The sequence below is a fragment of the Butyrivibrio sp. AE3009 genome (assembly GCF_000420845.1).
In the GTDB taxonomy this organism is placed as follows: Bacteria; Bacillota; Clostridia; order Lachnospirales; family Lachnospiraceae; genus Butyrivibrio.
The window spans coordinates 17,364-30,933 of record NZ_ATVS01000027.1 but is presented as its reverse complement, the minus strand read 5'-3'; the positions used below and the strand labels follow the sequence as shown (position 1 = coordinate 30,933).

Genomic DNA, 13,570 nt, shown 5'->3' with positions numbered 1-13,570 from the left:
CAAAGAGGATATGAAAAATCAATATGACTTTTTAGCCAAATAAGGGGAGAAAAAATGCAAAACACAAAAGTTCTGTTTATGACTCAGGCTGCAGTAATAGCGGCTCTTTACATCACTCTGACACTGATTGCCAACGCCCTTGGGATTGCAAATTATGCCATTCAGTTAAGATTCTCGGAAGCTCTGACTATCCTTCCCTATTACACCGCAGCTGCGGTTCCGGGACTGTATGTGGGATGTCTTCTTGCGAATATCCTTACAGGCTGCGCTCCCTGGGATATAGTCTTTGGTTCCCTGGCAACACTCATCGGCGCTGTGGGCACATATCTCATAGGCCGCACCAAAAAGCGTTTTCCCGCGGCAAGATGGCTCTGCCCAATTCCTCCGATCGTTGCAAATATGATAATCGTCCCCCAGGTACTCATGAGAGTATATGGATTCGAAGGAACCCTTGGTTATTTCACAGCAACCGTAGGTGCCGGAGAGGTCCTCTCCTGCTACGTTCTTGGCATAATCCTTCTTCATGCCCTGGAAAAAAGAAAAGGCATCCTTCCGGATGCCGATTCCATGCAGTGATCACTGCGCATTTGATATTGAATAGATGTAATCATCCATATTCTCAAAGCTGTAGATATATGCGCTGTCGGTGCCATACACCAGGTGGTCCGACAGTTTGAATATATCTGCTGAATAAGGATTTCCAAGATCGTAATCTCTTGCACTTACAAGCACGAAGAACCTGCCCTCGGGAAGGGATCTTGTGTGCTCTGCATTCTGAAGCCACTGATATTCATTATCAAGGCTGTCGAGATGATCAATTTCTTTTACCGTATGCATGTCTATGCGTCCATCAGTCAGCGCCATTACCACGTTGCTGGACCAGAACATCGCAAAACCGTCGGTATAATCTGTTTCCTTCAGCCATTCAATGGCATCTGTAATAGCATAGTCCTGATAGATATCATCGGGATTGGGGTCAGCATACACCGAAATACTTGCGGTGCATATGCATACTCCCACGAACAGACCAATCACCGGCGCATAGTGTCTGAAATATCCCGCCTCCTCATATTTGAACTCAATTCCCATAACAAGAAGGAAATAAGGAATAACCGGAAGCCAGTAATATGAGTAATACTTGTTGCTGCAGGATAAAACCACAGTAGTTATAAGTGTAAGGGTTCCCACAAAGAGAAGGAACAGCTGTGTCATCTCATTGTATCTGAAGAGCCTCTTGTAGGTCCTCACAATACTTCCCACCAAAAGAAGGATCAGCAGGAAATTCAGGCAGTTGATGATTCCCTGCCAGCTCACAAAGTGAACGTTTGCATGCCATCCAAACAGTGTCAGAGCATCAGTCAGGCAATTACCGATAGAGTCAAAGGAAAAATTTGTCCAGGTCTCTCTGAACTGATCCTGGAAGTTATATTTCTCACAAAGTATCTTTCTGTTTATGAATAGACCTATGCAGGAAAAAACAAAGGGAACCAGCGCAGAGATAAATACTCTGTTGGCCGCTGCTGCTATCTTACCGGACTTGGTCTTATTCTTGAACATGTAATAATGAGCATACAGAAGTCCAAGAAGGCTCGTTGCAAATAATGGCGCATAGCAGATCATAAGAAGTCTTACGCCGCCAAGTCCCGCTACCAGAGAAACCGCTGCAAGAACTGCCAGAAGGATTGCCAGCACCGCTCTGTTTTCTTTCCTGTCCTCATCATCCGAAATCTTCCTGACCACAGGGCTCACCGCTCTGAAGAACAGTCCCATGGAAAAGAATGCGATGATAAAATAGGTCACATAGGACTGGCCGAAGGTTACGATCCTGACATACCACTGTCCGAAGGGCCAGGTAAGTATGCTGGCTGCAAACAGGCCCTCCCTGTAGAGTCCGGCTCCCTTAGCCATGTAGATAAAGGAAGCGACTATAAGGACCAGAAATACCACAGCAGCTGCAAGTCTTACCATGAGCCAGTTGTCAGGCCAGATATAGAACAGAAGCTTGTACAGAAGCTGCGTATGAACAACGTGCAGCTCCGTGGAATAGAACCAGTTGCTACTAAGGATGCCGCCCTCGGCGCTAAGGAGCTTGCCAAGGATCATGTCGGAGGCGATATCGCTGTTTTCCATATAGAAATCTTTTTTGTAGATCAGGAATAATGTAAACAGGCCGCCTATTGCCATGAAGATCCACAGTAACGTATCCTGAACTTTTTCATTTTTCAATTTCTTAAGCATTGTTCTCTCCCGCCTTTTTACCTTTTTCAGCTCTCATAAGACCTATCAGAAGCGCCAGGCCCAGTATACTAAGTATGAAACCTGCAAGAAGTCCCGGTGTGTGATATTTGAGAGTTATTTCATGACTTCCCGCAGGAAGCTTTAATGCCATAAACATTGTATTGGCCTTGGTAAGCTCAGTCTTTTTGCCGTCCACGTAGGCTGTCCAGCCCTTGGAGTAAGGAATCGTAAGGCACATGATACCATTGTCCTGCATGTTGATGGTTCCGGTAACCTTGTTTGTGGCATAGGAAATCGGATTCTTGTACAGCTCTACATTTTCCAGCATATCCTGGCTTAAGATTCTGATCTGATTCTCATAATTGACCAGAGGCTGACAGATGATCTTGAGATCATCAAAGGTGTAGGTTCCATCCTCAGTGAAGGTGATGACCATCTCATCCTTGGGTTGCTCGGCGTAGCACATGTTCAGAAGATAATCGTGCCAGTCACTGTAGAACTGGTTCTTCTCAGTTTTGTAATAAATCTGCTTGGTGGTAACTACATTTTCACCGGAAACAGCCTGAATGTTCATAAGCGGATAGTCGCTTGGAGAATCCACATACAGCTCATCAAGCCATAAATAGGTCTCGCAGTTCTGAAGGCCCTTGAAGGTGATGTGAATGGATGAGCCCGCCTTGGCGGTCCACTTACCATCCTCAATGGTAACATTCCCTTCTGCGCTGATCTCAAAAGGCACTGACTGAGAACTGTAGGAGATCTCAGCCTCCGGATAGGTCTTGTCATCTTCATCAAGAACAATGCCGTACAAAAGAGCTTCCTGCCTCTCTGCGGCTGTCATGGCTTCATAATCGCTCTTTGGTATCACGTTGTAATAAGCGTAGCCAAGAGACAGCGGGTTCATGTTCTCAAAAATAGCAAAGTTGTATCTGTCATGAAGATGTATGAATCTGTAAGGTACAAAACGGATCTCTTCATCCGTATTGAAACGAAGTGAGTAATAACGAACGCCCGCCAGGGTATTGAGTATTGCTCTGTCATCAAGGGCATAGTAAGCAAAATTCTGCTGATCGTTGTTGCCCATTTCCTTGAAATAATCGGATACGACGCCGTTTGCAAGACTCCAGTAGAACTGAGTTGAGGATACGCCCTCAATCAGCGAGGAGTTCCATACAAGGTCACGTCCTGAATATCTGTAGAAGCCGTTGGGATCACGGCCGTTTACCTCTACTGCCTCTTTTACCGCCTGAACCTCGGTGCTCTCCAAAAGGATATGCATGCTGTCCGGTGTAACCTCGTTAAAATACTCCTGGATCATATTGCCCTGCTCCGGAGAATAGCCGTAATAGCCGTTAATTACAATTCCCGTAAGCGAAAGTGCCAGGATAAGAACCTGCGCTGTCCCCCTTGATATCTTGAGCATAAGATGTTCTCTGTCTCTTACAAGGCAGTTGATAAGCCCCATGACAAGAACTACGGCAAGTCCAACATACATAAGTCGCAGCTCCGCCATGGCATTCTCATAGCCTCTGTTGTGAGTAAATCTCACCAGCAGGTAAAAGGCCAGGGCAAGAACCGCCATAGATGCCATCTGCAGCCACTTGATATTAAAGAGGTCGTCCCAGACATCAACTATCATAAATGCTGCGCACAGCGCAAAGGCAAAGGTCCATCTGTTGATAACATAGGCAAAAGCCGTAAGTGCATAGCCCGCTGCCGGGAGACACACAAACAGGATAAGAAGCAAAAAGCATACAAAGAGCTGAAGCGGTGCGTTTCCTTCAGTATTCTCCTTGCCGGATGCTTTTTTGACCAAAAGAGTTATAACCCTGATAACAAGCATGAACACCGCCAGAAGAATGATGCCATGGAAACCTATCTGCGTATCATAGAAGCCGTGATATACAAAGGAATACAGGTTTCTTACCAGCTGCTCATAATATTCCTTGTTGTAAAAAAGCGAAAAAGTAATTCCGCTGTTACTTCTTGGATTGGCCGGAAAAGCACATATTACCGGAAGAAGTATCACCATTGCCATAAGGCTTCCGATGATACCTGCTCCGAAGAACTTAAGGATCAGCTCTCCCCACTTCTTAAGCTGTCCTCCATATGTAAAGGCAACTCTTACGATGACATACACCACTGTAAGGAGCACGATCATATAGAAGAAGAAAAAGTTATTGCTGCCTGCGAGGAAGATCGCAAAGGCGAAGAATCCGGACTTATTTTCCCTGATTATCTTCTCTGCTCCAAGAATTACAAGGGGCAGATAAATAAGCGGATTGGCAAAATAGGGATGCCAGATACCAAGGAACAGGAAAAAGGTGCAGAAGCTGTAGGTGAACATTCCTGTCATCACACCGATCTTGGAAGCTCTCGGTCTTAAGTAGAAGCAAAGAGCCGAGAAGGTAATGCCCGCGATGAAGGGTCTCAGCATCATAACAACCTGAAAATATACATATATATATTCATTGGGAACAAAGACTGCCGGAAGATTCAGGATATCTCCGATAGCGTAATACTGAAGCGTCGGGTAGATATCTGTTCCGTAGCCCATTCCGAAGGAGAAGGTCTGTATCGACAGACTGTGTTCCTTCACCAGATGATACAGGACGCCTCGCATCCACTTGGCATAATAGGCCAGGGCCTTGATATGCTGCCTGAAGGCATCGGCGGAATTGATAAAACTAACATTGTTTGCAAAAAAGTAATAGAACACCCCGTAGATCATTCCCGCAAACAATATCGAATACACACCATAAAAAACAGCCGCTTTGTACGGCCTGTCAAAAACCTTTTTCTTCTCCACTAAATAAATCTCCCAAAGTTATTATTCTTAAAAAAGCGCATAAAATCGCACATTGATAGTATAGCACAAACTGTAAAAAAAATTTTTTGAAAAAAATTTTAATTCCTTGCAACATTTTCTTTTTCCCGTCTGTATACAAGATAGAACGGCAAAAAACAAAAAACACATAAGCCGTATTTTGGAGGGAAAAATATTATGAAAAGGTATATTAAAGGATTATCACTTCTGACAACAATCACCATCATGGCAGCATCACTTACAGGCTGCGGCGGAGCAAATCGTGCAGCGCAGGAAGCAAGCCCCATGCCCACATCAGACACTCAGGCAACAGAGGCTCCCGCAGCAGAAGCTCCCATAGCCAAAAGCGAACAGGCATCTCCTTCGCCTTCACATGAAGCTGCAACCGAGGAGTGCGAATCATACGAAGCCGCTCCTATGGCCCCTGCTGCCGGCTATGAATCAGCAAACAAAGCAGTTACAGAGAGCTACGGAGACTACGATGAGCGTTACAACAATATAAATCCCGGAGAATCCTATGAAAAGCCTGAGGAGGCAGGTTTCTTCCTGGCTCAGACACAGCCTCTTTCAACCTTCGCAGCAGATGTTGATACAGCATCCTACGCAAATGTCCGCAGAATGATCGAGGACGGATATGGCCTGTATGACATAAACGGCGACGCAGTCCGCGAAGAGGAGTTCCTTAATTATTTCGATTACAATCTGGTTAGCCCCAAAGCCGGCAACAAATTCGGTGTAACAGCTGAGATCTCAACCTGCCCCTGGAACTCAGAGCATGAGCTGTTATTCGTAGGTGTTAAGGCTGAGGAAAGTTTTTCCGAAGAGATGCCTGACAGTAACCTTGTTTTCCTGATTGACGTATCCGGTTCCATGAGCTCATCTGACAAGTTAGAGCTCCTTAAGACTTCAATGCTGGACCTCGTTGACAATCTTCCCGGGAACAGCACCATCTCAATTGTAACCTATGCAAGCAGAGAGGAACTTCTTCTTGACGGTGTTGGAATTAAGGATAAAAAGAAAATAGAGAAAGTCATCCGCTCTCTTTCAGCAGGCGGCGCAACAGCAGGCCAGCGCGGAATGGAGATGGCCTATGAAGTAGCAAAAGAGAACTTCATCGAAGGCGGAAACAACAGAATCATCATGGCAACAGACGGCGACCTGAATGTAGGTATCTCAGATCCCGACGAGCTTGAGAGATTTATCGAAGAGAAAAAGAATGATGGAATCTTCTTGTCAGTTCTTGGCTTTGGCACAGGAAATCTTAAGGATGCCAGCCTTGAAAGACTTGCTGACTGCGGTAACGGCAACTACTCCTACATCGATTCCAAGCTTGAGGGCCACAAGGTTCTTGTGGATGAAATGAGTTCAACTCTTGTAACCGTTGCCAAGGATGTTAAGTTCCAGATGGAGTTTAATCCCGCCAAGGTCAACGCTTACAGACTTATCGGTTACCAGAACAGAACAATGGATGCAATGGATTTTGCAGATGACACCAAGGACGGTGGCGAACTTGGATCCGGCCACACAGTTGTTGCACTGTATGAGATCGTTCCCACTGGTTCCAAATCAGCCATCAACCTCAAATATCAGAATAATGACACCGATGCAAACGTTTCTACCGACTATGGAACACTGGCATTAAGATACAAAGAGCCCGACGGAAACAAGTCCAAGCTCGAAGAATACATCATCGGCAGCAAGCTCTACACAGATACCCCCAGCGACAGCTTCAAGTTCGCAGGCTGTGCAGTTGAATTTGCCATGATCCTTGAAAACAGCGAACACGTTGGAGATGCAACCCTGGACGATATCCTTGACACCCTTAAGACCATCGATGAAACCGATGAATATAAGGATGAATTCAGATATCTCGTAAGAAGAATGGCCAAGGATGCCTGAAGCAGAACCGTCCCCACTGGTATAAAAACCGTCCCTGCTGTCATCCTTATATAAAAAGATTTACTCTCCGGAATTCTCCGATGAAGAACTGTCATCATTGGAGGATGGCTCAGGTTTAACTGCATCCAGAACTTCCTGATTGTTATCCTGGGAAGCGGGTTCCTGGGGTGCAGGTTCGGGCTCGGGTTCGGAAATTATCATGCTTGGCGGTGTGTAGTCTTCTGCCGGAGCAGATTCCGGTTCAGGAGCTACTTCCGGCGCAGGTGCTGCCTCAGGTGCCGGCTGAGGTTCAGCGGCTGGCTGCTCTGCAGGTTCCTCAGGGGCAGGGGCTGTTTCTGGAGCAGGTTCCGGCTCGGGCTCTTCTATAGATTCATTCTCAGGTTGTTCTTGCTCAACAGGGAACTCGGCAGTTTCTTCGGAATCATCCTCGATAGCTTCTTCAGCTGATGAGCTGTCGCTTTCTGCATCTTCTGAGTCATCCGAAGCTTTCTCTAAAGGCTTTGATGATTTCTTGTTATCATCTGCAGAAGATGAATCCCTGTTATCTGAGCTATCGGAAGTATTATCTATGGCGTTTCCTTCAGAGGCATTATCCTGATTCTCCGGAGTACTGTCAGTAGGAACACTTACTTTATCCAAGGCTTTTTTCTCCTCTGACTGTTCTGAAGAATCCGTATCGGTATTTTCTGAAGAGTTTTCGTCTGATGTATCAACAATCGTTCCTGTGTCTTTTTTTCCACCGGATTTTTGTGCTTCTTCAGAATTCACATTTGACTTACTCTCCTGAGCATTATCAAGTACATAGACCTCTGTCTTAACTTTACTTATGCCTTTAAGCTGATATGTATCCAAATCATCAAAATCCAAAAGTACGGATCCGTTAACGTTTTTGCCATTCGCTGTATTATCGCTGTTTGAAGCAAAATAGCTTAACAGGGTGGCGCAAAAATCCGCTGATTTGCCTCCGTCACTATCCTCTCCGCTTGATGCTATGAACTTACTTGCAAACTCATCGGTATTACTGTAGCAATTGCCGCCTGCGCCATCAGAAGGTGATATTTCACCAATTATATTATCCAGAGTTTTTCCGTTATGGAGTTCTTCCAAAATATGATTCATTCCGCTACGGATGACCTTGGAATCAATAGTAATCTCACCTTTTTTCTCCGAAATGGCATCCTTTTTATCGTATGCTATAGCTGCCAAGTAGGCCAGATATACATTGGCAAGATATCCGCTTGCATAAGCGCTCTTTGTTACATCAGATGGATTACTGCCATCTGCGTAACCAAGCTGCATGGTGTTATCGGAACTGTATCTTTCCTTAAGGAGCTCTGCATCATAGGTTTTTGACTCCTTATCAAATCCATATCCGACAGAGTTATCCTTCACACCTGTAAAATACTCGTTCAAGTACTGATATGGATTATCAACAGACATTCCCATACCTTCGATGAACCATGTCGGGAACTTGTTTTCTGCCGAATTCACATATTTACCGCTTGCTTCATCATACTTCTTTCCGGTCATTCCGGTTCTGGTATAGTCAAGCATATGGGCATGCATGATTTCATGTAGCAAGGTATTATCGAGAAGATCATATGCTTCATCGTTGAACACAGTCTTACCCGACTCTTTATCCACTGTGTAGAAATAGGAAACATTTATTCCAAGGGAATATGTCAGTTCACCCTGTTCGCTATAATCCCATTTAAGTTCAGCAATAGTGCCATTTCCAACTTCACCGCCTGTATTGTCAGTTTCATCAGTCTCATCGCCCACTTCGGAATTTCCGGAATTCTGAGACCCTTCAGCAGCCTTGTAATATACATATAATCCCAGTTTCTCTCCAAGCTCTGCCTCATCTTTCTTCTTTTCAGCCGCATCACCATAGGCAGGGAACTTCTGCTCAAGCAGCTGCACTGCCTCCGGTTCAACAACATTTTTTACAAAAGATATAAACCAAGCGAGGTCATTTTTATCAAGATTTTTAAGCTCCTCAATAGCATCCTTGGAACTATCGTCACTTTGAACATGTAGATCGATTATCGCCTTCTCTTCATCTTCACTTAGCTTTGGATCATACTTCTTATATCCGCTTCTGTCTCCGGATCTTCCACCGCCGCTACCGCCGTTGCCATTCCCACTATCGGAAGTATCTGCCTGGGGCACATAAGGCTTTTCTTCAACGCCTGAAGACGCACTTTCAGTTTCTTCCTCATCATAAAGAGAATACTGAGTTGTTCTATTGGCTTCCACTTTGTTTTTTCCGGGAAGAAGAGGTGTGATATAGGTTACTCCGTTTGAGGGATTAGAGAGGGTTGCGACACCGGACTTAGCCATAAGATCTGTCACGAAATCAGGCATACTGATGTCATAAGTCACATTTTTACCTGTTGCCATTGCATAACCTTCAGGCAGGTAAAATGCCAGAATCGGATAGCAGGCCACTACTCCGTCTATATCCAGAGCAATCTTTAGCATATTTCCGTTCTGATCAACCCAGATAACCGGAACTTCCCAGGAAAGACCACTGTCTGCTGTTACGGTTGCAGATGTATCAAGAAGCTGACCATGGGAAGGAGGAGTTAAATTAGTTACTTTGAAGCCTTTGACATAGATAATCCTTCCATTGGCAAGAGTCTTGAAATAATCCTTTCCCTGTTTCCTGGCCTGCTGCTCTGCCGTGCTGGTGATCGCGCTGGCGATCTTGGCTGCATTGGCCCCGTCAAGATTAGCCGCCCTTGCGGAAATAGCGTGCATATTTGCGGAAAGCAACAGCACGCTCATTATAAGACTCATTATCTTCAGCCATCTCTTCATATGGAAACCCCTCTTTTCAATTTGAATGTCAGAAATAAAATTTTACTTTTTCCATAAAAAACGATTCTACGCCGTTTGGTATATCGTCATTTTTTGCAGAAAAATTAACCCTTTTACGGAAATAAAATGAAATAAAAAAACGGAACGTTTCTAAAAAAACATTAGAAACGTTCCGCATAGTATTCATGCAAATATTTAATTTATCTTATTATCCTGGAGCCCTTCTTCATGATGTACATCTGCTCATCGGCGATGGCTATGACATCCTCAAGATTAAGCTCATCCGAAAGCACGGTGGAATAGGTTCCGTAGCTGGCGGTTATGGGATACCCAAGGCGCTTGCTGTCCGTTGCCAGATGCTCCTTGACTCTGTAGATGATAGAATCCACGTTGTTCTCACCGGGAACAAGGGCGATCATCTCATCTCCTCCGAATCGAACAAGAAGAGTCTCTGACGGGCACTCAGCTCTCAGGGCATTGGCCACAGTAGCAATGGCTCTGTCACCGGCTGCATGTCCCATGGTATCGTTAATGATCTTAAGACCGTTAAGGTCAGCCATGATAATGTTGAGCTGTTTACCCTTATTCTGGGGCTTACTCCTGAACTCCTCATATTTGGCCAGGAACGCAACTCTGTTGTAGAGTCCTGTCAGGGCATCGTTCTGATACATCTGCTGGATCTTGTCCTTGAGGTATCTCTGATAACGGATCATTATAAATCCGCCAAGGCCCATACTAAGGCAGTTGGTCACGCTGGGAGTCTTGGAATAATCTATAAGGTCATATCTGTCAAAAGAATAGCAGACAAAACCTATAGCTCTGCCCATGTATTCAAGAGCATTGAATATGAGCGGATATCCCGCATCCATAGCCTCCATGAGACTTGGAATAACACACTCGGGATCAAAGGGAGTAATCTGATTACATTTGCAATAACTGTTATAAATAATACTCTTGGTAGTATTAGTAACATGGTCAAGGAAATAGTTCCTCTCAAGATCAAAGCAGGCATCCTCAACAACGACGCACATATTGTCGGAAAGATTCTCCCTGATATGACCGGTGCAATCACCTATGCTCTCACTTGCCATGATGGTGGAGGCCAATACATGCATGATGTGGATATCATCCTGATGATGGTAAAACCTGTTATTAAGTCCATGTACAACGGAATTGACTTCGAAAAGACTGCGGGGACATCCGCAGGATTCATTGGGAACAAAGGTAGGTGTGATCCACCTCTCGATGTCTCTGGTACCGCCAAGAACTGCCTGTGTCACCTCACTGATGGTATCTGCCAGGACCTTACTCTCACATATAGCGGTAGTCATTCCGGGCTTGGCAAGAAAGGCCTCATCTATTCCGTCAAAGCCTGAGACCACAACATCTCCCGGGACCTTGATTCCGGCTGCCGTAAATATGTCGCAGACATTGATAGCCATGATATCATTGGCGCAGATAATAGCGTCGGGAAGTACTTCTCTTTTAAGAAGCTCATGGGCAACTTTCCTGGCCGGAATGGACCAGAAGTCGCCATAGCTTAACATACTGTCATCAAAAGTATAACCGTTCTCAGCGATTACTTTTTTGAACACTTCTATTCTCTCGTTGGAGAATTCACTGTCCATCTTGCCGGCCATGAAGTGGGGGCACTTGGGCTTGTGCTGTTCGATAATGTGTCTGACTACTGCTTCAAAGCCCTTACCGTAGTCAAATTTCACCTTGGCAACATTGTCATAATCGCCGTCCACAACAATGCAAGGTACATTGTACCCCGTTGCGGAATCGATAATATGCTGAACAACCTCTCTCTTCTTGATCTTCTCTGCCATAATAATGACAGCGTCAGTCTTATCAAAAGGTATCAGATCATAAACAGAAGCTTCAGCCTCATAATCTCCGCTGTTACCGATCTCGGAGTTCATGGTGTAAATAAACAACCTGCAATCCTGAGCCTTCAGAAGCTCATTGAGCTCTGTCACGCAGTCAAAAAATTGCGGATCATATATCCTGTATGCACATAGTGCTACAATCTTTTTCCCATCAATCATCGTAAATCTCCCCAAATGTTACGACATCAACAAAATCATTCCAAAATATTGTAACACACAAAGGCCTCTTTTTCTTCTCAGTAATTGCCTTTTTATTATGCTTTATAGTCTTGCCTTTATGCTCTCATATGCCTTCTGCATCTTCTTGAAGGTCTCCTCATCTCCGCTGGCTCCGTCGGGATGGAAGGTCTTGCACAGATTCTTATATCTTGCGTTCAAGGTAGCAAGATCATTGCAGCCATGGAAGAACATGGACTCAAATTCAGATATTGATGCATTAGGCGCGCTGTCTCCATAGCCGCTTGCCTGACCATCTGCCTGTGGATTGCCGTTCTTGACGAAAAGAAATGCGTTTCGCAGGTCCTCTTCGGTATTGATGGCAGACCATTCAACAGTGGCCGATTCATCCGTAAGATAAGGATCTCCGTTCTCTCCAAGATTAACCACGTTGTAGGCAGAGCTCCATCTGCCGGTATAGGCATATATTACCTGGCTGTGCACATGATTGGTTCTGTACAGGATAGGAACCGAACCGTTGATCATACCAAAGAAATAGGAATACGGTCGCTGTCCCTTATCATCCTTATTACTTTCCCTCTCTGCAATCTTCCTGTCTCTCTCCTCCATGGGTTCATTGAGAACGGGTTCCATGGCCTTGAGGATCATCTGAGCATATTTGTCATCATAATCCGGAAAACCATCATCATAACCGGGAGCCATCATTTTCTGCAAAAAGACTCCAAAATCATCAGTGAAGGTCTTCTCAATTGAAACGTTGTTGGTAACTCTCCAGCAGCCAAGCTTAAGCTCATCAAGAGGATCGATCGGAATATTCCAGTTGACTGTTCCGTTACCTGCAAGGCTCACAAAATTGAAAAAGAAAGGTTCAAAATCCAGTTTGTCACGAAGATAGTGCTGAAGGGCAGCTACATGTTCATTGTTCTGCAACAGCGGATTATAGACCTTAGCCTTTTCTCCGTCATAGGATTCAAAATCCCAGTAATCCTCGGCAAGGCCGTTCATACTGTACATGCCGCTTCTGTTCTTGGCTTCTATCACGTATATCATGGATCCGAATACGACAATTGCATCTATTTCCTGAAAAGATCCGTTTTCCTCAGGTATCAGAACGTTAAAAAAGATATAGGTTCTGTAGCTCTTAAAGCTTGCTCTGGCCTTCTGATATCCAACTTCTACGAGATATTTTCCGGTCTTTTCCTTATCAACCGCAACTTCCTCAAAGGGATAGCCGGTCTGCTGATAATAAAGGGATCCATAGTAATTGTAAATAAGCTTCTCAGGGGTAAGTGGGGTGTTATGATTTCCCACAGAAGAGAACTTCTTGGCAAGGTTCCCAAGCAGGTTCTGGGGACGAAGATATTCACGAATAACGGTTGTTCCACAGGCTGAACAAACTCCTCTGCCCTCCTGCTGTGCAAGATTGCTGTCTATATAACATCCGCAATTAAAGCAAAAGTAACCGGGTTCCTCCGCAATTTTCTCGGCAGACTGCCTGGTAAGCATTTGAATATGATTAACTGCCTTTTGTTTGGAAAAATAGATCTCTCGGCCTGATGTACTTGGTGAGGTGGGTTTGCCGCATTTCAAGCAGAAATTAGATGTGTCGCTTATTTGGGCACCACAGTGAATACAATACATTTCTCTCACTCCTCCACATTACTTTCCCCTCAAATTCTCTCTCAAAAAATCTTCTGTTATATTACAATATTCG

The 13,570-nt window shown here is 44.8% G+C and carries 7 protein-coding genes and 1 pseudogene; 2 read left to right on the top strand and 6 right to left on the bottom strand.

Annotated elements, in window-relative coordinates:
• The first annotated feature begins 54 nt into the window (after positions 1-54).
• On the top strand, positions 55-576 hold the full coding sequence (locus G588_RS0113155) for a QueT transporter family protein (protein WP_022779204.1): 522 nt from the start codon (positions 55-57) through the stop codon (positions 574-576).
• On the opposite strand, the gene G588_RS0113150 is transcribed toward G588_RS0113155, so the two are convergent.
• Both G588_RS0113150 and G588_RS0113145 read right to left on the bottom strand, forming a co-directional pair.
• Entirely contained in the window at positions 577-2,238 is a 1,662-nt protein-coding gene (locus G588_RS0113150; RefSeq protein WP_022779203.1) for a hypothetical protein, read from the bottom strand.
• Positions 2,231-5,047 carry a YfhO family protein gene (locus G588_RS0113145; RefSeq protein WP_022779202.1) on the bottom strand — a complete coding sequence of 939 codons (2,817 nt, stop codon included), beginning with the start codon at positions 5,045-5,047 and terminating at the stop codon, positions 2,231-2,233. The genes G588_RS0113150 and G588_RS0113145 overlap by 8 nt, the downstream gene beginning before the upstream one ends.
• A gap of 195 nt (positions 5,048-5,242) precedes the next feature.
• Here G588_RS0113145 and G588_RS0113140 point away from each other — a divergent pair, with 195 nt between their 5' ends.
• Positions 5,243-6,964: a vWA domain-containing protein gene (locus G588_RS0113140; protein WP_022779201.1), complete on the top strand. Its 1,722-nt coding sequence runs from the start codon at positions 5,243-5,245 to the stop codon at positions 6,962-6,964.
• 60 nt (positions 6,965-7,024) lie between these two features.
• Here G588_RS0113140 and G588_RS21670 read toward each other — a convergent pair whose 3' ends face one another.
• The 4 genes and pseudogenes from G588_RS21670 to G588_RS23525 all read right to left on the bottom strand — a co-directional run.
• On the bottom strand, positions 7,025-9,787 hold the full coding sequence (locus G588_RS21670) for a hypothetical protein (protein ID WP_022779200.1): 2,763 nt from the start codon (positions 9,785-9,787) through the stop codon (positions 7,025-7,027).
• A gap of 200 nt (positions 9,788-9,987) precedes the next feature.
• Entirely contained in the window at positions 9,988-11,838 is a 1,851-nt protein-coding gene (locus G588_RS0113130; RefSeq protein WP_022779199.1) for a substrate-binding and GGDEF domain-containing protein, read from the bottom strand.
• Between the two features lie 102 nt (positions 11,839-11,940).
• Positions 11,941-13,362, bottom strand: coding sequence for an NERD domain-containing protein (locus G588_RS0113125; protein ID WP_022779198.1), 1,422 nt, complete (start codon positions 13,360-13,362; stop codon positions 11,941-11,943).
• Positions 13,363-13,434: 72 nt separating this feature from the next.
• Positions 13,435-13,497 (bottom strand): annotated as a pseudogene (locus tag G588_RS23525) (zinc-ribbon domain-containing protein); the annotation flags it as partial.
• Positions 13,498-13,570 lie beyond the last annotated feature (73 nt).

What these genes read in the sequence shown, in the direction of transcription:
- G588_RS0113155 (WP_022779204.1), top strand. Translation starts at nt 55, where the DNA reads ATGCAAAACACAAAAGTTCTGTTTATGACTCAGGCTGCAGTAATAGCG.
- G588_RS0113150 (WP_022779203.1), bottom strand. Translation starts at nt 2,238, where the DNA reads ATGCTTAAGAAATTGAAAAATGAAAAAGTTCAGGATACGTTACTGTGG.
- G588_RS0113140 (WP_022779201.1), top strand. Translation starts at nt 5,243, where the DNA reads ATGAAAAGGTATATTAAAGGATTATCACTTCTGACAACAATCACCATC.
- G588_RS21670 (WP_022779200.1), bottom strand. Translation starts at nt 9,787, where the DNA reads ATGAAGAGATGGCTGAAGATAATGAGTCTTATAATGAGCGTGCTGTTG.
- G588_RS0113130 (WP_022779199.1), bottom strand. Translation starts at nt 11,838, where the DNA reads ATGATTGATGGGAAAAAGATTGTAGCACTATGTGCATACAGGATATAT.
- G588_RS0113125 (WP_022779198.1), bottom strand. Translation starts at nt 13,362, where the DNA reads ATGCTTACCAGGCAGTCTGCCGAGAAAATTGCGGAGGAACCCGGTTAC.